The sequence below is a fragment of the Luteimonas sp. BLCC-B24 genome (assembly GCF_028550595.1).
GTDB lineage: Bacteria > Pseudomonadota > Gammaproteobacteria > Xanthomonadales > Xanthomonadaceae > Luteimonas.
Genome location: NZ_JAQQGN010000010.1, coordinates 60,386 through 80,243, shown reverse-complemented (window position 1 = coordinate 80,243; position 19,858 = coordinate 60,386). Strand labels below are relative to the sequence as shown.

Annotated in this window: 14 protein-coding genes and 1 pseudogene; 5 read left to right on the top strand and 10 right to left on the bottom strand. The window is 67.7% G+C overall.

The genetic code is table 11. The features are described 5' to 3' along the window. Positions 1–289 precede the first annotated feature (289 nt). Positions 290–1,207 carry an LpxL/LpxP family Kdo(2)-lipid IV(A) lauroyl/palmitoleoyl acyltransferase gene (gene lpxL / locus PQS31_RS15995; protein WP_272763820.1) on the bottom strand — a complete coding sequence of 306 codons (918 nt, stop codon included), beginning with the start codon at positions 1,205–1,207 and terminating at the stop codon, positions 290–292. A 123-nt stretch (positions 1,208–1,330) separates the two neighbouring features. Here lpxL and waaA point away from each other — a divergent pair, with 123 nt between their 5' ends. Next, a complete protein-coding gene (gene waaA / locus PQS31_RS15990; RefSeq protein WP_272763819.1) occupies positions 1,331–2,668 on the top strand; it encodes a lipid IV(A) 3-deoxy-D-manno-octulosonic acid transferase in 1,338 nt (445 codons plus the stop codon). A gap of 12 nt (positions 2,669–2,680) precedes the next feature. Here the strand turns inward: waaA and PQS31_RS15985 are convergent, their stop codons facing one another. The 3 genes from PQS31_RS15985 to PQS31_RS15975 all read right to left on the bottom strand — a co-directional run bounded on the left by PQS31_RS15985 (position 2,681) and on the right by PQS31_RS15975 (position 5,543). Further along, positions 2,681–4,039 (bottom strand): TolC family outer membrane protein, encoded by a 1,359-nt coding sequence (locus tag PQS31_RS15985; protein WP_272763817.1) that lies wholly within the window; start codon positions 4,037–4,039, stop codon positions 2,681–2,683. Positions 4,040–4,059: 20 nt separating this feature from the next. After that, the gene (locus tag PQS31_RS15980; RefSeq protein ID WP_272763816.1) at positions 4,060–4,722 is read right to left on the bottom strand and encodes a protein-L-isoaspartate O-methyltransferase; all 663 of its coding nucleotides are present in this window, start codon (positions 4,720–4,722) and stop codon (positions 4,060–4,062) included. A 134-nt stretch (positions 4,723–4,856) separates the two neighbouring features. After that, the gene (locus PQS31_RS15975; RefSeq protein ID WP_272763815.1) at positions 4,857–5,543 is read right to left on the bottom strand and encodes a TetR/AcrR family transcriptional regulator; all 687 of its coding nucleotides are present in this window, start codon (positions 5,541–5,543) and stop codon (positions 4,857–4,859) included. A gap of 74 nt (positions 5,544–5,617) precedes the next feature. Here PQS31_RS15975 and PQS31_RS15970 point away from each other — a divergent pair, with 74 nt between their 5' ends. Continuing rightward, positions 5,618–6,766, top strand: a complete 1,149-nt coding sequence (locus PQS31_RS15970) for an efflux RND transporter periplasmic adaptor subunit (RefSeq protein ID WP_272763813.1) — start codon at positions 5,618–5,620, stop codon at positions 6,764–6,766. 151 nt (positions 6,767–6,917) lie between these two features. Then, a complete protein-coding gene (locus PQS31_RS15965) occupies positions 6,918–10,088 on the top strand; it encodes an efflux RND transporter permease subunit (RefSeq protein ID WP_272763811.1) in 3,171 nt (1,056 codons plus the stop codon). A gap of 12 nt (positions 10,089–10,100) precedes the next feature. On the opposite strand, the gene PQS31_RS15960 is transcribed toward PQS31_RS15965, so the two are convergent. Beyond that, positions 10,101–11,363: an HD-GYP domain-containing protein gene (locus PQS31_RS15960; protein WP_272763810.1), complete on the bottom strand. Its 1,263-nt coding sequence runs from the start codon at positions 11,361–11,363 to the stop codon at positions 10,101–10,103. A 198-nt stretch (positions 11,364–11,561) separates the two neighbouring features. Further along, positions 11,562–11,774 (bottom strand): YdeI/OmpD-associated family protein, encoded by a 213-nt coding sequence (locus PQS31_RS15955; protein ID WP_272763809.1) that lies wholly within the window; start codon positions 11,772–11,774, stop codon positions 11,562–11,564. 1,938 nt (positions 11,775–13,712) lie between these two features. On the opposite strand from PQS31_RS15955, the gene PQS31_RS15950 reads away from it, so the two are divergent. After that, positions 13,713–14,642 (top strand): IS110 family transposase, encoded by a 930-nt coding sequence (locus PQS31_RS15950; protein ID WP_272763808.1) that lies wholly within the window; start codon positions 13,713–13,715, stop codon positions 14,640–14,642. Positions 14,643–15,143: 501 nt separating this feature from the next. Here PQS31_RS15950 and PQS31_RS15945 read toward each other — a convergent pair. The 3 genes from PQS31_RS15945 to PQS31_RS15935 all read right to left on the bottom strand — a co-directional run bounded on the left by PQS31_RS15945 (position 15,144) and on the right by PQS31_RS15935 (position 16,781). Beyond that, on the bottom strand, positions 15,144–15,800 hold the full coding sequence (locus tag PQS31_RS15945; RefSeq protein WP_272763807.1) for a DUF2971 domain-containing protein: 657 nt from the start codon (positions 15,798–15,800) through the stop codon (positions 15,144–15,146). 80 nt (positions 15,801–15,880) lie between these two features. Next, complete coding sequence (locus PQS31_RS15940) at positions 15,881–16,165, bottom strand: DUF6794 domain-containing protein (RefSeq protein ID WP_272763806.1); 285 nt, start codon at positions 16,163–16,165, stop codon at positions 15,881–15,883. A 142-nt stretch (positions 16,166–16,307) separates the two neighbouring features. Further along, on the bottom strand, positions 16,308–16,781 hold the full coding sequence (locus tag PQS31_RS15935; RefSeq protein ID WP_272763804.1) for a GNAT family N-acetyltransferase: 474 nt from the start codon (positions 16,779–16,781) through the stop codon (positions 16,308–16,310). Between the two features lie 171 nt (positions 16,782–16,952). On the opposite strand from PQS31_RS15935, the pseudogene PQS31_RS15930 reads away from it, so the two are divergent. Further along, positions 16,953–17,965: pseudogene (locus PQS31_RS15930) on the top strand (integron integrase). Between the two features lie 17 nt (positions 17,966–17,982). On the opposite strand, the gene ilvD reads toward PQS31_RS15930, so the two are convergent. Next, on the bottom strand, positions 17,983–19,833 hold the full coding sequence (gene ilvD, locus PQS31_RS15925) for a dihydroxy-acid dehydratase (protein ID WP_272763803.1): 1,851 nt from the start codon (positions 19,831–19,833) through the stop codon (positions 17,983–17,985). Positions 19,834–19,858: the final 25 nt, after the last annotated feature.

Below are 19,858 nucleotides of genomic sequence, written 5' to 3'. Positions count from 1 at the left end.
CCCAGCGCGGCATGTGCGGCGCCGGGCCCGGGGGCTGACATTTCCGGACGGTTCGGGAATGGACCGCGCCGGGTCGCGGCCGTGGAGGCGGCGTGACCGCGGGAAGCCAGCCGACCCGACGCACGCGCGTTCGACGCGCACTGCGCGTGGTCGCCGGACGCACGCCAGGCGGCGGACCGCGGGTCCGACACCTGGACATGCAGAAGGCGTCCCGCTGCAGGACGCACCTCGACGCGATCCGCCACGTGCGGATCCACCGCACGGCCGGCGATGCCGGCGCGCGTGGCCGTCAGTCGTAGAGGGCGACGCCGTCGGGCTGCCGCTTGAACCGGCGATGGATCCACAGGTACTGGTCCGGCGCCGCACGCGCCATCGCTTCGATCCCGGCCATGACCGCCGCGGTGTCCGCGGTCGCGTCATCGGACGGATAGGGGGCGAGCGCGGGCGACAGCGTCAGCGTGTAGCCGCCGTCGGCGCGCCGGCGATGGCCGAACAGCACGACCGCCGCGCCCGACATGCGCGCCAGCTGATGGGTCGACGTCAGGCTGTGCGCAGGCCGGCCGAAGAACGGCACGTAGACCGCGTCGCCACCGCTGGGGTCCTGGTCGGGTGCGTACCAGAGCAGGCCGCCGCGTTTGAGATGCCGCACGGTGCCGCGGACGTCGCGCTTGGGAAACATGGCCGCCGCGTAGCGCTCGCGGCCACGACGCACCGCCCATTCCATCGCCGCCTCGGTGTGCGGGCGATACATGCCGGCCAGCGGCACGTGGTCGCACATCAGCCGGCCGCAGACCTCGAGCGTGGTGAAGTGGCCCGAGACCACGATGACGCCGCGGCCGCCGGCGCGCGCGGCCTCGATGTGTTCGAGTCCCTCGACGACGAGGCCGCGGCGCAAGGGCGCGACCGAGCCCCACCAGGCCCGCGCGAATTCGAACAGGCCGATGCCGAGCGAATGGAAATGGGCGCGCAGCAGATCGGCGCGCGCGGCGGCATCGAGATCCGGCAGGCAGAGATCGAGATTGCGTGCGGCGATGCGCCGGCGACCGGACAGAACCTGCCGCAGCACGTCGCCGAGCAGACGGCCGAGCACGCGCTGCAAGGACCAGGGCAGACGCGCGGCCAGCGCCATCAGGCCGATGCCGCACCAGGCGGGCCAGTGCCGGGGCGCAAGCGGTGGACGGGGACGGGCCGGGGGCGCGGAGGACATGCGGCCATTGTAGAAGCTGCATGTCGACGCACCGCGCGTACGCGGTGAAGCGCGCCGTCCCCGATCCCTGCGCGGCGACAGCCGACATCCGATCCGCGCGCGCCCATCCGCTATCCTGTCGCGATGCCGCCCGACCTCATCGAACGCCTGCTGCGCGGCCTGTATTCGACCCTGCTGGTCGTGCTCGCACCGGTCACGGTGTATCACCTGATCTGGCGCGGCTTCCGCCAGCCGGCCTATCTCCAGCGCTGGAACGAGCGCTACGGCGTCTACAGCGTCGAACCGCGGCCCACGCCGGTCTGGGTGCACGCGGTGTCGGTGGGCGAGGTCAATGCGGCGGCGCCGTTGATCAATGCGCTGCTGGCGCGTGATCCTGCGCGTCGCGTGCTGGTGACCACGATCACGCCGACCGGCTCCGAGCGCGTGCGTGCACTGTGGGGCAGCCGCGTCGAGCACGTCTACCTGCCCTATGACCTGTCGGGCGCCGTGCGCCGGTTCCTGGCGCATTTCCGGCCTGCGGTCGGTCTGATCGTCGAGACCGAACTGTGGCCGAACCTGCTGTTCTGCTGCCGCGACGCGGGCATTCCGGTCGCGATCGTCAATGCGCGGCTGTCCGCCCGCTCGCTGCGGGGCTACCGGGTGCTGCGCCCACTGGTGGGCCGGGCGCTGCGCACCGTCGGCAAGGTCGCCACGCAGTCGTCCGACGACGGCCGCCGCTTCGTCAAGCTGGGCGCCTTGCGCGAGCGCGTGTTCGACACCGGCAACCTCAAGTTCGACATCGCCATCGACGAGTCCGCGGTCGCGGCGCTGGCGGCCCAATTCACCGCGCGCGCAGGGACCCGGCCGGTCTGGATCGCGGCCAGCACGCATCCGGGCGAAGAGGCCATCGTCATCGATCTGCATCGCCGGCTGCGCGCGCGCTGGCCGGATCTGCTGCTGGTCTGGGCGCCGCGGCACCCCGAGCGCTTCCGCGGTGCGGCGCAACTGGCGGTCGAGGCCGGCTGGCGCGTGGCCACGCGCGCGATGACCACGTGGCCGGACGCCGGTGACGACGTCTTCGTGCTCGACACCCTGGGTGAACTCGGCGCGTTCTTCGCCTGCGCCGACGTGGCTTTCGTCGGCGGCAGCCTGCAGGACATCGGCGGCCACAACCTGCTCGAACCGGCCGCGGTCGGCGTGCCCGTGGTCACCGGCCCGCACCTGCAGAACTTCACCGACATCGCGCGCCAGCTGGGCAAGGCCGGTGCGTTGCGCATCGGTGCCGATGCCGACGCGGTGCACACACATCTGGCCGAACTGCTCGGCGATGCCGGCGCGCGGGCGTCGATGGCCGAGGCCGGTCGCGAGCTGGTGGCCGCCGGCCGCGGTGCGCTGCAACGCACGCTGGCCCTGATCGAGGCCGATCTTCCGGCCCCGCAGACGACAACGGCGCGGATGCGATCCGCGCCGTCGAAGGATTGAGACCGGAGCGGTTTACTGCGGCGGATTCGCCTCGCCGGTGCCCGTGGCTGCGCCCATGCTGGCGACGTCGACCGTCAGCTGACGGTTGATGTCCTGCAGGTTGCCGATGTCCAGCGTGCCCGCGGCCTGCTCCAGCAGCAGCCGGCTCTGCAGGAAGTTGTACTTGGCGAACGCGTACTGCTGACGCGCCGAGAACAGGTTCTGCTGGTTGATCAGCACGTCGATGACGGTGCGCGTGCCGACTTCCAGGCCGACCTGGGAGGCCTCGTAGGCACTGTTGGCCGACACCAGGGCCAGGCGACGCGCTTCGACCTCGGTGATGCCGGCGACGAGACCCTGGTAGGCGTTACGCGTGTTGCGCTCGATCGCGCGGCGCTGCGCCTCGTACTGGTCGGCGGTGATGTCGCGCTGGGCGATCGACTGGCGCACGCGCGACTGGGTGATGCCGCCGGTGAAGATCGGCACGGTCAGCGTGATGCCGATGCTGTTGCCTTCGGATTCGAGCTGCTGCGATGCAAGGTTGCGTTCGCCCCAGGAGCTGCTGTTGCTGTAGCTCGCGCCCAGATCCAGCGTGGGCAAGTGCGCGGATCGCGCAGCGGTCACGCCGTGTTCGGACGCCGTGACCTGGTAACGCAGTGCCTGCAGCTGCGGATTCTGCGCGAGCGCGGTGGCCACCCAGGCCTCGGCGTCGCGGCCTTCCGGCAGCTGCGGCGTGAAGTCGTCCGGCAGGCCGCGAAGATCGCGGATTTCCGAGCCGGTGATCTCGGCCAGGGCCTGGTAGGCATCCTGCAGTGCGTTGCGCTGGACGATGGTGTTGGCGCGGGCGCCGTCGTACTGCGCGCGGGCCTCGTGCACGTCGGTGATCGGTGCCAGGCCCACCTCGAGACGCTTGTCGGCGAAATCGAACTGGCGGCGGAATGCCGCCTCGGCCGCCTCGGCCGCGGCCAGGGTTTCGGTGGCGATCAGCACGTCGAAGTACGCCGCCGCGGTGCGCGTGATCAGTGCATCGTTGTCGGCATCGAGCTGGAAGTCCGCCGCGGTGCTCAACGCCTGCTGCGAGCGCAACGTGGCGATCTGGCCCCAGTCGAACAGCACCTGGTTGGCGCTGACGCCGTAACTGCGGCGGCGCAGATGGCCGGACACGCCAGCAGCACGCGTGTCGGTCAACGATGCACTGCCGCCGATCTGCGGCAGCAGCGCGCCGCGTGCCTGCACCGCGCCTTCGCGGGTCGACAGGCGCTGCGATTCGGCGATCGACAGCGTGGGGTCGTTGGTGCGGGCCAGTTCGTAGGTCTGGACGAGATCAGCGGCCAGCAGCGGGCTGGACGTCAGCGCCAGCGCGAGCGACAGGAACAGGGGGCGGCGGAACATCGGGAGATCCTTGGGAACGATCAGAAGGAGAAGCGCGGCACCGGCGCGGCACCCGCGAGATAGGCGAGTTCGGTTTCGAACAACGATTCGATGCGCGGCGCGTTGACGCCCTCGCCCGCGCGCGTGACCAGCACCGCTTCCATCGCCGGCGCGACACCGCGCACGATGAACATCCGGCCGCCCGGACGCAGCCACTCGAGGAAGCCGGCCGGCACGATTTCGGCGGCGGCGCCGACGCAGATCGCGTCGAAGCGGCGGTCATTGGTCCATGCGAAGGCATCGGCCGCGACGACGTCGACGTTGGCGATGCCCTGCGCGGTCAGCCGGCTGCGCGCGGCATCGGCGAGGTCGGCGTGACGCTCGAGCGACACCACGTCGCGCGCCAGGTAGCCGAGACACGCGGCGAGGTAGCCGCTGCCGGTGCCGATCTGCAGCACGCTCTCGTCCGGCGCCAGGCCCAGCGCCTGCAGCGCGCGGCCTTCGACCACGGGCTTGAGCATGGTCTCGCCGTGGCCGAGCGGCAGCGCGAGGTCGGCATAGGCCAGTGCCCGGTGTGCATCGGCGACGAACGCCTCGCGCGGCACGCGGGCAATCGTCTCGAGCACGCGCGGGTCGAGCACGTCCCAGGGTCGGACCTGTTGTTCCACCATCGCCGCGCGGGCCTTGGCGTAGTCGATCGTCATCGTTGCGGTTTCCTTCGTTCGCCAGCGCGCAATTCTAGCGGTCGCCGGCCGGGTCATCATCGCGGGGGCACTTCGGTTCACGCAGTGCCGGAAGTCACCGGCACCGACGGCATGCAGGGCGTGGTCCGGGCCCCTCAGCGGCCGGGACGGTCGCGCCCGTAGGCGCGCAGGAACATCGTCACTGACGCCTCGAGGTGCGCGCGCCGCTGGGCCGCGCAGTCGCCGGCCCCGTCGCAGTCGAACACCATGCGCTGGTGCAGGTCGCCCTTGAGCAGCACGAAGAACTGGGCGGCGGCCGTGTCCACCTCGGCGTCGTCGATGTCCAGATCGCCGGTTTCGATGCGCCGGCGCAGCAGCGCCGCGAACGCGGCCTGCACGCGCTCCGGGCCGCTCTTCCAGAACCGCTGCGGGAGGCGCTTTTCCACCATCTGCGGTGTGCACAGCAGACGGTGGCCGGCGATCGCTTCGGGCGAACCGACCATGGCGAAGAAGGCCTCGGCCACTTCGATCAGGCGCTGGCGGATCGGCGTGGCCGGCGCCGGTTCGAACACCGAGGCCGGCATCTGCTGCTCGCAATACGCGGCCGCGGCCTCGGTGAACAAAGTGTCCTTGTCGCCGAAATGACTGTAGACGGTGAGCTTGGACACGCCGGCCTCGGCCGCGATCTGGTCCATGCTGACGCCCTCGTAGCCCTGCTGCAGGAACATCCGTTCGGCGGCCTGCAGGATCGCCGCCCGCTTGGCGAGATCCTTGGGGCGACCGGGTCCCGACGTGCGCGATTCCGCGGCGGCGTCGGCAACGGGGGCGGGGCGATTGTTCATTGCGCTAATACTATACCAATCAGTTCTGAAAATATACGATACGCGTCCGTATCCCCCTTCGCTGGACGGTCGCGATGCGCCGCCTGACTCCGATCCGCCCCACCCGCCACGCATGGCCCCTGCTGGCTGCCGGTGTGCTCGCACTGGCCGCCTGCGGTGACCGCAGCGCGCCCGAACCGGCGCCGCGCCCGGTGCTCGTGACCACGCCCGCGGCGGCGGACGCCTTCGGCGGCGCGACGTTCTCCGGCGAGATCCGGGCGCGCGAGGAAAGCGCGCTGGCGTTCCAGGTCGGCGGACAACTGATCCGGCGCGATGTCGACGCGGGCGCCCAGGTGCGCCGGGGTCAGGTGCTGGCCGAGATCGATCCCGGCGATCTGCGCCTGCAGCAGCAATCGGCGCAGGCCCAGGTGGCCGCGGCCGAAGGCGAGTACGCCCGCGCCCGCACCGACCGCGCGCGCTATGCCGCGCTCGTCGACCAGCAGCTGATCAGCCGTTCGCAGATGGACGCCCAGGACGCGGCCTACACGGCGGCGCAGTCGCAGCTGCGCGCGGCCCGCGCGCAGGCCGACGTCGCCGGCAACCAGGCCGGCTACACGCAACTGCGGGCGCCGCGTGACGGCGTGATCGCGAGCCGCGAGGCCGAAGCCGGGCAGGTGGTCGCGGCCGGGCAGACGATCTTCATGCTCGCCGGGGACGGGGGGCGCGAAGTCGCGATCGCGCTGCCCGAATCGCAGATCGGCGCATACGCGATCGGCCAGCCGGCCGAGATCGAACTGTGGAACCGGCCCGGTGTGCGCGTGCCGGGCACGATCCGCGAGATCGCCGCGGCCGCCGATCCCCAGGTGCGCACCTATGCCGCGCGCGTGGCGCTCACCGGTGACGCCGTCGACGGTCTCGAACTCGGCCAGAGCGCGCGTGTGCACCTGGCCGGCACGCGCGCGGCCGGTGCGCTGCAGGTGCCGCTGACCGCGATCCAGCCCGGCGCCGACGGCGGCAAGGCGGTGTGGGTCGTGGACCGCGACAGCGGCACCTTGCGCTCGGTCGCCGTGGAGACCGGCGCCTACGGCGCACGCAGCGTCACCGTGCTGTCGGGGCTGGCTCCCGATGCACTGGTGGTCGCGGCCGGCGGGCATCTGCTGCGCGACGGGCAGCGGGTGGCGCCGGTCGACCGCGAGAACCGGCCCGTGGCGCTGCAGACGACCGTGCCGGCGGCAGGGCAATGACCGCCATGGCAGGCCGGTCGCGCGCGGCGCGCGTCGACGCGCCATCCCCGCCGGCTGGCGGTCGGCGTCCGGCGCGCGCGTCTTTCAGGCGCATGCGCGACGCCGCGGCCGCAGCCGCGTCTTCGCCTGAGCCCACAGCGGTGCACCGCGCATGAGCCGTTTCAACCTGTCCGAATGGGCGCTCGGCAACCGCACCCTGGTGCTGTACATGATGCTCGTCGTCGCGGTGGCGGGCATCTTCTCCTACGGCCGGCTCGGCCAGTCCGAGGATCCGCCCTTCACCTTCAAGGCGATGGTGATCCAGACCCAGTGGCCGGGCGCGACGGCCGAGCAGGTCTCGCGCCAGGTCACCGAACGCATCGAGCGCGTGCTGATGGAAACCGGCGACTACGAGTTCGTCAGCTCGTACTCGCGCGCCGGCGAATCGCAGATCGTCTTCCATGCGCGCGACGACATGCGCTCGGCGCAGATTCCCGACCTCTGGTACCAGGTGCGCAAGAAGGTCGGCGATCTCCGGCCGCAACTGCCGCAGGACATCGTGGGCCCGTTCTTCAACGACGAGTTCGGCGACACCTTCGGCAACATCTATGCGCTCACCGGCGAAGGCTTCGACTACGCGATCAAGAAGGACTACGCCGACCGCATCCAGCGCGAACTGCAGCAGGTGCCCGATGTCGGCAAGGTGGAGATGGTCGGCCTGCAGGACGAGAAGGTCTGGATCGAACTCAGCAATACGCGCCTGGCCACCCTGGGGGTCTCGATGGCCCAGGTGCAGCAGGCGCTGGCCGAGCAGAACGCGATCGCCGCGGCCGGGTTCTACGAAACCGACGACGTGCGCGTGCCGCTGCGCGTGGACGGCGCGTTCGACTCGGTCGAGGCGATCCGCGCATTCCCGATCCGCGCCGGCGACCGCACCGTGCGCCTCGGTGACATCGCCACGGTCGAACGCGGCTTCGCCGACCCGGCCGCGCCGCGGATGCGGTTCATGGGCGAGGATGCGATCGGCATCGCGGTGGCGATGCACGACGGTGGCGACATCCTGCGACTGGGGCGCACGCTCGAGCGCGAATTCGCCCGTCTGCAGGAGACGCTGCCGGCGGGCATGCAGCTGCGCCAGGTGTCCGACCAGCCGCGCGCCGTGCGCGACTCGGTGGGCGAGTTCGTCAAGGTGCTGGCCGAGGCGGTGATCATCGTGCTGCTGGTGAGCTTCGTCTCGCTGGGCTTCCGCACCGGCCTGGTGGTCGCGGTGTCGATTCCGCTGGTGCTGGCGATGACCTTCATCGCGATGGACCAGTTCGACATCGGCCTGCACAAGATCTCGCTCGGCGCGCTGGTGCTGGCGCTGGGCCTGATGGTGGACGACGCGATCATCGCCGTGGAGATGATGGCCATCCGCATGGAGCAGGGCGACAGCCGGCTCGCGGCGGCGAGCTACGCATGGACCCATACCGCGTTCCCCATGCTCACCGGCACCCTGGTCACCGCGGCCGGCTTCCTGCCGATCGCGACCGCCGCGTCGAGCACCGGCGAATACACGCGCTCGCTGTTCGAGGTGGTGACGATCGCGCTCGTCGTATCGTGGATCGCGGCGGTGCTGTTCATCCCGTTGCTGGGCGAGAAGATGCTGCCCGACCTCGCGCATCCGCAGCCGCCGAAGCCCGGCTCGCTGCCCGCGCGCTGGCGTGATGCGCGCGCGCGGGCCGCGGATCGCTGGCCGGCCCTCGCATTCGCGCTGGCGCCAGGAGCGCCGCATGCGCACGACCACGATCCCTACCAGCGGCCGTTCTACCGGCGCTTCCGCACGTGGCTGCACTGGGCGCTGCGCCATCGCTGGCTGGTCATCGGCGCGACCGCCGCAGCGCTGGTCGCATCGCTGCTGCTGTTCCGCTTCGTGCCCCAGCAGTTCTTCCCCGACTCGACGCGGCTGGAGTTGATGGTCGACGTCGAACTGGCCGAGGGCAGTTCGCTGCGCGCGACCGAGGCGGCGGCTGCGCGGCTCGATGCCATGCTCGACGGCCGCGACGGCATCGATTACCGCGTGGCCTATGTGGGCAGCGGCTCCCCGCGCTTCTATCTGCCGCTGGACCAGAAACTGCCGCAGGCGAACTTCGCCCAGTTCGTCATCACCACCACCGATGTCGCGGCGCGCGAACGCGTGCGCGCCTGGCTGATCGACGAGGTGGCCCCGGTGTTTCCGGAGTTGCAGCTGCGCGTGACCCGGCTCGAGACCGGGCCACCGGTGGGCTATCCGGTGCAGCTGCGCGTCTCGGGCGAGCACGTCGAGCGCGTGCGCGCCATCGCCGAGGCGGTCGCCGGGCAGGTGCGCGCCAATCCCAACGTCGCCAACGTCAATCTCGACTGGGACGAGCCCAGCCGCGTCGTGCGCCTGGTCATCGACCAGGAGCGCGCACGCGTGCTCGGCCTGAGCTCGCAGCAGGTGGCGCAGTTCCTGTCGAGCGCGCTGTCGGGCATGCAGATCAGTACCTACCGCGAGGGCAACGAACTGATCGGCATCGTCATGCGCGGCCCCGCCGAGGAACGCGGCCAGCTCGGCATGCTCGACAGTCTCGCCATCCCCACGCCGAGCGGGCAGGCGGTGGCGCTGGCCCAGGTGGCGCGGCTGGAATCGACGTTCGAGGACGGCATCATCTGGCACCGCGACCGCCTCCCCACGGTGACGGTGCGCGCCGACATCCACGGCGATGCCACACCGCCGACCGTGGTAGCGCAGATCCTGCCCACGCTCGAGCAGATCCGCGCGGAGCTGCCGTCGGGCTATCGCCTGGAAACCGGCGGAACGGTGGAGGATTCCGGCAAGGGCCAGGATTCGATCAAGGCCGGCCTGCCGCTGTTCCTGTTCGTCGTGGTGACGCTGTTGATGCTGCAGCTGCGCAGCTTCTCGCGCAGCGCGCTCGTGCTGCTGACCGCGCCGCTGGGCATGATCGGCGTCACCTTGTTCCTGCTGGTGTTCCGGGTGCCGTTCGGCTTCGTCGCCATGCTCGGCACGATCGCGCTGGCCGGCATGATCATGCGTAACTCGATCATCCTGGTGGACCAGATCGAGCAGGACATCGCGGCCGGCCACGCGCGCTGGGACGCGGTGGTCGACGCGACGGTGCGCCGGTTCCGCCCGATCGTGCTGACCGCACTCGCTGCGATCCTGGCGATGATTCCGCTCTCGCGCAGCGTGTTCTTCGGGCCGATGGCGGTCGCGATCATGGGCGGGCTGACGGTCGCGACCCTGCTGACGCTGATCTTCCTGCCCGCGCTGTACGCCGCGTGGTTCCGCGTGCGCGAGGACGAGTGCACCCACGATGCCTGAGGCCGCGACGCCTCAGGGCAGCCAGAGTTTCTCGAGATCGCGGATTCCCCAGTCGCCGGGCACCTCGAGCTGCAGCACGCGGTCGTTGCAGTCGGCGGCGGCCAGGTCGAGGTCGTACATCAGCACCCGCGACTGCCGGCGCAGGCAGTGGAACACCCGCACCTTGGGCTTGAGCAGCGCGGCCGGGCTCTGTTCGATCACCACGCCCAGCTGCTGCGACTGCAGCCGCACCAGGGTGCCCACCGGATAGATGCCCAGGCTCTTGACGAACGCCTGGAAGATCACCGGATCGAAATGGCCGGTCCACGACGCCATGCGCTTCAGCGATTCCGCCGGGCACCAGCCGCGCTTGTAGGGCCGGTTCGACGTGATCGCGTCATAGACATCGCAGACCGCGGCCATCCGCGCCATCCGCGAGATCTGCTCGCCGCTCAGGCGGTGCGGGTACCCCGTACCGTCCATCTTCTCGTGATGATGCAGCGCGATGTCGAGCGTCGCCGCATCGTCCACGCCGCTTTCGATCAGCAGCCGGTGGCCTTCTTCGGGGTGGCGGCGGATCGCGCTGTATTCGTCCTCGGTCAGGCTGCCCGGCTTGTTCAACACGTCCGGCGGCGTCACCGCCTTGCCCATGTCGTGGAGCAGGCCGCCACGCGCGGCCGCATGCACCTCGTCCTCGGACAGCCCCAGTTGCCGGGCCAGCGCGGTCATCAGGCCGGCCACCGCCATCGAGTGCAGATAGGTGTAGTCATCGGCGGTCTTCAGGCGGGCCACGCTGACCAGTGCATGCGGGTTGCGCAGCACCGAGTCGCACAGGGCCTCCACCAGTGGCGTGGCGGCGTCGGTGTCGACGCTGCGCCCCAGGCGCGCTTCGTTGAACATCGCCTCGACCAGCGCACGGCCCGATTCCAGCAGCTGCCGGGCCTGCTTCACCTCCGCGTCGAAACTGCTGACCGTCGACCCGCCGCTGCCGGCGGGAGGGCGCGTGATGTCCTCCGGCGTGGCCGCCTGCGCGGTCGGAGTCGACGGGGCGCCCTGCACGACTTCGGCGGCCGATGCGTCGCCGCTGGCCGCATGGCGCGGGGCATCGGGTTCGGCGTCGATCCCCAGGGCGTTGTCGATGACCAGCGTCTGCACACCACTGGCCTGCACCCGCGCCACAGACGCCGAATCGGCCAGGAACGACCCCCGCCAGAACGGATGATCCAGCCACGAGCCACAGAGCCGCTGCACGTACATGCCCGGACGAAGCTGGTCGGTGCGGATCGTGCGGAGCATGTGCGTCGGCAGGCCGGCAAGGTGCAGCAGTCGGGCAGCGCCGGTCCCCCGTGCGGCGGGCGCAGGGCACGGCTGACTGCAGAGCGTGGTCCCCGGCTTCGTTAGCGGCCCGCAGCCGGCGGACTTGAGCCCGTCGACACAGCCGGTCCCGGGTGAGCGGCTGCCTGCGCAGCCGGTCGCACCCGCGTTCCCCGCACCTCAGCGGTGCGGGCAACCCGGCCAACAGCATGGCCTGCGCACGCCCGTGCGCATCTTGTCGATGCCGACCGCGATGCGACGCTGCCGGGTGGCGTCCTGTTTCGGCGAGGTGACCCAGCAGATCCATTCATTCCGCGCCAGCGGCGTGATGTCCATCCACAGGCTCGACGCCGCGGCATCACGCCCGATGGCCTCGCGGAAATCCGCGGGCAACGCGTGGACCGTTCCATCCTGGAGTTTGCTGGAAGGCATGGCTGTATTCCGTTTGCGCTGTTCACATGACGTCAGCGCGCGCCCCCATGAGTGGTATCAGCCCGGTAGCGGACAGCGCGCATGCATGCCGCCGGGCCGGCCAACCGAGCCGGCGCTTCTGACGGTGGCTGGTCAACAACGTCCAGTCCGCTGTCGTCCCGGTCAAGCCGTTGTCTAGCGCACACGGTCTCGTGGCGATGATGCGCAGCCGGATGGGTTGAAGCAAACGAGGCTGCAATTTGGACGCCTACGCGTGAATCAAGCCGCGCCGCGAAGCGGCGTCGGCTTTGATGAATTGTTAGGCGCGTGCCTAGATGCCCCGCAGTATGGTGGAACGTTGTTGCTCGAACTCAGAGTCCGTGATTTGACCTTTGGACCTAAGGGAAGCTAGCTCCTGTAGCCGCGCCTCCGCCGTTGGGGATGGTGAGGCTGAGACGTCAATCAACGAAGTCGACAGCCGGGCAGGCCTTCGGACTGCTCGAATGATTAGCCAGATGACGACGCCAATGCCAATCGGGACAGCCAAAACCAGAAGCACGATGATCCAGTGCCAAATGCTAAAGCTGCCCATCTACTTCTCTCCAGTCTTCTTCGGATTTGATCAAGATCCTAACACCAGAGTTAAGCCGCGCCGCGAAGCGGCGTCGGCTTGGACGAATTGTTTGGGCGCATCCGCGTACAGTCCGTTTCCATGAGGGCCAACTCTTCACTGAGGGCATAGCAGCGGCTCACTCGGACGGCGCGGGCAGTTGGGTCCGGGCGACTAAATAGATCGATTCGCACAAGGACGGCGTCCTTTGCCCGAAGGATTTCCCTGGGTGACCCAATCAGTTTCTGCACTGGATGCGCCTTGGGCTCCGAGCCCGGCTTCACTAGGTACACAGCACCATCGTTCACGCCCATATGTGCCAAGCCGGTAAATACCAAGGCGTCGTGCTGCCTGACCACGATTCCTCGCACATTCTCGTGCAACAGAATGCTGTCACCCCCTCGCGAGTTTCGATAAACAAGTTCGCCGCCCCACTCCCCCCGGTCCGAGCCCATGAGCAGGCCCGAAGCAAAGTGTGCGGCGTGGCTAGGCACCTGTTTGATAGGCGTGGCGTGACGGCCATTTTCGTCATAGCCAACGACTTCGGCGCTGTAGGACAGAGAGCTTGGCTCCAGTGGGGTAGCGGAGTGCTCAAATTGAGCGGGCGCAGTGGTGCTCTCCGTGCCAACCGGCTGCGTGCGGGGCGCGCAGCCGAGAGCGATGGCTGTGGCTGCTAGTAGCAAGAGACGAAGACGTGTCATATGCGCCCTAACACCTGGGTTAAGCCGACCCGCGATGCGGGTTCGGCTTGAACGAGTAGTTAGGCGCGGACGATACATTGGCTAGAGCCTATCCTCCAGCGCCTTCTTGAGTTGAACTGTTGCCGGCTTGCACCCTTGCGGCTCGGGACTGACCTCGAAAGCATCTCCTGCCGGCCACGATGCCTCGACAACGTACTGCTGCCCGTTGAACTCGAAGCGACAGAAGGGCCGATCACTTAGCCAAGAGAACCATCCCGGCGAAACGGACAAGCGAACGCCAGGAATGGACTTGAGGATCCGCGCTAGCCGGCGGCGCCCCACGTCCGCAGGAACCTCGAGCGACCAAACACGACCCGGCCTTGGACCTTGCTCGCGGATCCTTGGCATGCGCCTAACACCTTATGTCTTCCAGTTTCCCTACTGTAGGCGCCGAGAGCCCGGCGTGTGCGCCCGATAACGCCTCGGTGTAGCAGCACCGTAATTCGGCAGGGGCCACACGCCGGATCTCGCGCCCCGCGCCCGGACAGTTGCACGAGGTTTCCCCTCGAACTGCTAAGCGTGGGCCCGGGCGCGATGCTCTCGACCGGCCAACTCTATCGGAGAATCGGGATGACGGCAGTCGGGATCGACGTAGGCAAGGCGGCGTTGGATGTTGCCATCGAGGGCATGGCCAAGGTGACGCGGTTCGCCAACAGCGCAGCGGGCATCCGCAAGCTAGTTAGGCGACTGGGTGACGTTGCCGACGCGCGCATCGTCGTCGAAGCCACCGGCGGATACGAGGATGCATTGCTCGAAGCGTGCTGCGATTCGGGCATGTGGGTCGCACGCATCAACCCCCGCCAGGCACGCGACTTCGCGCGTGCGACTGGTGAGCTGGCGAAGACGGATACGATCGACGCACGGCTGCTGTGCCTGTTCGCGGGCCTGTTCGCAGGTCGTCTGCGTCGCTACGAAGCACCCGCGCTCTGGCAGCGGGAACTGCGGGATTGGCTGCGCCGTCGCGGCCAGGTCGTGACTACGCTGCAGGCGCAGAAGCAGCAGGGTGCGTTGACGTCGCCTGCGGTGCGCAAGCTGATCAATCGTACGGTCGCGGCGCTCACTCGTGAACTCGCTGCGATCGACCGTGAGATGCACGCCCTGCTCAAGGCGCACGCCACGCCAGCGCTGCAATCTTCGAAAGGCATGGGGCCGATTTTCCAGGCCACGACTCTCGCACTGCTGCCCGAACTTGGCACGCTCTCGCGGCACCAGATTGCCAAATTGGTCGGCGTCGCACCGATGAATTGCGACAGCGGCCAGATGCACGGCAAACGCCGCATCCGCGGCGGACGTGCATCGGTACGCGTCGCGCTCTACATGGCCACGCTCTCGGCCGTGCGCTGGGACCCGACGCTGCGTGCGCACTACCAACAACTCAGGGCGCGCGGGAAGCTCGGCGAGGTCGCGTTAGTGGCCTGCATGCGGAAGCTGCTGACGATCGTCAATGCCAGACGGCGGGCCGAATTGAAGAGCGCGGGAGGTGCTGCGATTGCCGCCTGAGATCGGCCCAGCTCAAGACAGTTGCTGAATTAAGCCGCGCCGCGAAGCGGCGTCGGCTTGAACGAACTGTTAGTCCTCACCACGGCGATGCAGGAGGATGCGCTCGACTGCCACATAACAGAGGCCGAAAACAAGTATTGGAATTATGCCGTACTGGTACAGCCATGCTTGGCGTTGGGATACGTAGCGCGTCACCCCCCTGAGCGATACTGCTACTGGACTATCTCGAGTGGGGAGCAGCTCTCCGTTGAGCACATGGTGCTGTTGCTGCATGAGCCACATGGCGAGAAGCGAGAAGCAAAAGAGCCAAAGTGCCCGTAGCAGTGTGACGCTAGTCTGAGCCCGCTTGAGCCACGCATGCCAGGCAATGAGAGATGACAGGGCAATAAAGATGTTGAGCCCAATCAGGTGAGGATGCGCCAAGAGAGCTATGAACTCTGTCATGAGGCCTAACACTTGAGTTAAGCCGTGCCGCGAAGCGGCATCGGCTTGAACGAATTGTTAGGCCTTCTCCCGGAAGAGTCGGTTCTCGGTAACAGCAAACTTTGTAAACGCAATCCGTGCCCGCTTGACATGCACCTTGTAAGGATAGGCTGAGACAAGCTCGCGCACCTGGCTGATGGGGATCTCACACCTTGCTCCGAGGATGACTGACCTGAGCGCAAGATGCTGGTCAAAGTGGCAGAAGTAAAGTCCGCCCTCTGGCTCATGCTGAGTCAGGTCAACGAAGACTCGAAATTCTCGCTCGTAACGCCAGTCGTCAAATTTCGTGGCCAGCAGCATACGGCCGAAATCTTCTGATGGATCGGCCGCAGTCATGAGCTGATCGATCTCAACTTTAGATAGAGCCTTCTCGTAGGTCACTGGAATTGCGAACCTATCCGTCACCTCGAATCCAAGCGCGATTCCGCGGTGCTTGTCTGCGTAGTGGCTCCAGAGCACCGGATTTGACCAATCCTTGCTGAAGCAGATGACGCCACGGGTCTCCGCGATCTGGTCGCGAGTCTGGCGCGCTGCGGCTCGCAAAGTCTTGTCACGAATGTTTATGGGCAACAGCTCAAAAGGATCATTCAGGTCTGCGATGCGCGAAATCTTTATCCGGCGCAAAGCTATGTTTGAGATCGCAAATTCAGCTGTTGTGAGATTGAAGAGCTGCATAGCTTCTAAGAAGGCCTAACGCCTGAATTAAGCCGCGCCGCGAAGCGGCGTCGGCTTGAATGAATTGTTAGGCCAACCACTCATTCCGGATCTGTTGTAGGAGGTGGTGGCGGAGGCGGCGGCAGGCCATAAGTCTCGATTGCTTTGACCATATCTACGTTGTGACCTTGAAGGTACTCAACGAAGCCGCCGATAAACGGCATTGACATGTCGTCCGGATGATCCACGCCATTCTGACGAAAGAATTGTGTGATCTCGTTGTCCTGCCACAAGCCGAACCGGTTCCTTACGGCCATCCCGAGGCCAAAGTGCATCTGAATGTATTGCTCCTGTGGCAGAGCAAAGTAGCTCTTGCTTTGCCTCACCCGGCATCTCTTCCTCTAGCTGCTCGAATGGCTCACAAAAGATGACCGGATCGACCCGACCAGATTCGGTCTGCGCTGCCGAACACCCTGAAACAAGTAACACTGAAATGACCGCTAGATTCTTCATGGCCTAACACCTGAATTAAGCCGCGCCGCGAAGCGGCGTCGGCTTGAATGAATTGTTAGGCGGCAACTCACACGCCATGTGGACCGAGCCGTCGACCACTGATTCTGCCTTGAAGCCTAAGCGAGCATACATCGCCTTGGCCGGATTCTCCTCGTAGACACGGAGCTGCAACCGCCGATAGCCGCGGCTGGCCGCAATAGACTGTGCTTGCTGCACAGCCCACGAACCGATGCCTTGACCTTGATGTTCTGGGACTATCTGGAGATCTCTGAGTCCCAGCGCATCTTGCTCTGGTACCAGCCTCAGCAAACCTACTACCTGGGACTCCGCTAGTATCATCAGGTTCTCGAACTCCACCCAGCTAGCAAGAAAGCGGCTCGAATCCCAAGAGATGCCCCGCGCCGCAAGGTACCCAGCCATGTTGCGGCGATTGAGCGACTCGCAGAACGCGAGCGCTTGATCATCTGCGGGTTGGAGAGAAAGTCTCATTGCCGCCTAACAACTATTGGACCGCTAAAACGCGGTGTTGTGCCGAGTATCGGGCATCGGTGGTCGGGCGGAAAGAGGGCAAATTCCTACGCCGCATCAACACGTTGGCGGATTCATCGGGCGTCCCGTAGGGCGGACGCTGCCCGCGTTATCCGACGAGAATGCAGGCGTATGAGTTACACCGGCGGAAACGAGGGCGTCACGGGCGAGCAACGGCCGCGCTTGCTGGAGCAGGTTCGGGCCCGTCTGCGGGTGAAGCACTACAGCGTGCGCACCGAGCAGGCCTATGTGGCCTGGATCCGGCGCTTCGTGATCGCCACGGGAGGCGTCACCCGCGTGAGATGGCGCAGGCGGAGGTCGAGGCGTTTCTGACCGGGCTTGCCACGGAGGGCCAAGTCTCCGCCGGCACCCAGAACCAGGCGCTGGCGGCCTTGCTCTTTCTCTACCGGGAGGTGCTGGAGGTCGAGCTGCCATGGATGGAGGGGCTGGCACGGGCCAAGCGGCCGCGGCGGTTGCCTGTGGTGCTCTCGCGGGACGAGGTGGCGCGTCTGCTCGCCGCGCTCGAAGGGCCGTGCTGGCTCATGGGCAGCCTGCTGTATGGCAGCGGCATGCGTCTTCTCGAATGCCTGCGGCTGCGGATCAAGGACGTCGACGCCGTGCGTGGCGAGATCACGGTGCGCGACGGCAAGGGGGGCAAGGACCGTCGCGTACCGCTGCCGGTGAGCCTTCGACCCGATCTCGAGCGCCAGCGCGCGCGTGCGCTCGTGCAGCACGCGACGGATCGGGCTTCCGGTGGCGGGCGGGTCCATCTGCCGCATGCGCTCGCGCGCAAGTATCCCGGCGCGGATCGCGAGCCGGGCTGGCAGTACCTGTTTCCCTCCGCGCGACTGTCCACCGACCCGCGCACCGGGCGCAGCGGTCGGCATCACGTGTCGGAAGAAGTGCTCCAGTGGGCGGTGAAGCGGGCACGCGTGCGTGCCGGTATTCTCAAGCCCGCCACCTGCCACACATTGCGGCATTCGTTCGCGACGCATCTGCTCGAAGCGGGGCACGACATTCGCACGGTGCAGGAACTGCTCGGGCACGAGGACGTCGCGACGACGCAGATCTATGCCCATGTGCTGGGGCGCGGTGCGTCCGCGGTCACGAGCCCGCTGGACAGGCTGCTCTCTGCCGGGCGTTGAGCACGCCGGACGTCGCGTCAGTCGCCGAGCAGGGCGCGATCGCGCACCGCGCCCTTGTCGGCGCTGGTGGCGAGCAGGGCGTAGGCCCTGAGTGCGGTGCTCACTCGACGCGGCCGTGCGTGCTTCGGCCTCCATCCGAGCGGGTACTGTGCGCTGCGGCGTGCGGCAAGCTCCGCGTCGTCGACCCGCAGTGCGATCGATCGCGCGGGGATGTCGATGCGGATGCGATCGCCGTCGCGCACCAGTGCGATCGTGCCCCCGGCCGCGGCTTCCGGCGACACATGCCCGATCGACAGGCCGGAGGTGCCGCCGGAGAAGCGACCGTCGGTCAGCAGCGCGCACTTCGCGCCCAGTCCCTTGGACTTCAGATAGCTGGTCGGGTACAGCATCTCCTGCATGCCGGGGCCGCCCTTGGGGCCTTCGTAGCGGATCACGACGACCTCGCCCGGCTGCACCACGTCGTCGAGAATGCCGGCCACCGCGTCCTCCTGGCTCTCGAATACGCGCGCCGGGCCTTCGAAGACGTGGATCGCCGCGTCCACGCCCGCGGTCTTGACCACGCAGCCGTCGATGGCGAGGTTGCCGGTGAGCACAGCGAGGCCGCCGTCGCTCGAATAGGCGTGATCCACGTCGCGGATGCAGCCGTGCGCGCGATCGGTGTCCAGCGTGTCCCAGCGCGTCGCCTGGCTGAAGGCAGTCTGGGTGGGAATGCCGGCCGGACCGGCGCGGAAGAAGGTGTGCACGGCCTCGTCGTTGGTCGCATCGATGTCCCAGGCGGCGATCGCGTCAGCCAGCGTGCGCGCGTGCACGGTCGCCGCATTGGTATGCAGCAGGCCGCCGCGTGCCAGCGCACCGAGAATTGCGGGAATGCCGCCGGCACGGTGCACGTCTTCGACGTGGTAGTCCGGCGTGTTCGGCGCCACCTTGCACAGCTGCGGCACGCGGCGCGAGAGGCGGTCGATGTCGGCCATGGTGAAGTCGACCTCCGCTTCCTGCGCGGCCGCCAGCAGGTGCAGGATCGTATTCGTCGAGCCGCCCATCGCGATGTCGAGCGTCATCGCATTCTCGAACGCCTCGAACGTGGCGATGCCACGCGGCAGCGCGGTCGGGTCCTCGCCGCCGTACCAGCGGTGGCAGAGTTCGACCACGGTGCGGCCGGCGCGCAGGAACAGCTGTTCGCGATCGGCATGCGTGGCCAGCAGCGTGCCGTTGCCGGGCAGCGACAGGCCCAGCGCCTCGGTCAGGCAGTTCATCGAGTTTGCGGTGAACATGCCCGAGCACGAGCCGCAGGTGGGGCAGGCGCTGCGCTCCACAGCGGCCACCTGGTCGTCGCTGGCGCGCGGATCGGCCGCCATCACCATCGCGTCGACGAGATCGAGCTTGCGCCCCGCGTCGCCGCTCGCGAGCCGGGTCTTACCGGCCTCCATCGGCCCGCCGGAGACGAAGACCACCGGCACGTTGAGCCGCAGCGCCGCCATCAGCATGCCGGGCGTGATCTTGTCGCAGTTGGAGATGCACACCAGCGCATCTGCGCAGTGCGCGTTGACCATGTACTCCACGGCGTCGGCGATCAGCTCGCGGCTCGGCAGCGAATACAGCATGCCGTCGTGGCCCATCGCGATGCCGTCGTCGACGGCGATGGTGTTGAACTCCTTGGCCACGCCGCCCACGCGTTCGATCTCGTGCGCCACCAGCTGGCCCATGTCCTTGAGATGCACGTGGCCGGGCACGAACTGGGTGAACGAGTTGGCGACCGCGACGATGGGCTTGTGGAAGTCGCCGTCGGTCATGCCGGTCGCGCGCCACAGGGCGCGGGCGCCGGCCATGTTGCGACCGTGGGTGGACGTTCTGGAACGGTACTCGGGCATCGGGCTCTCGGATTCGGTGGGCACG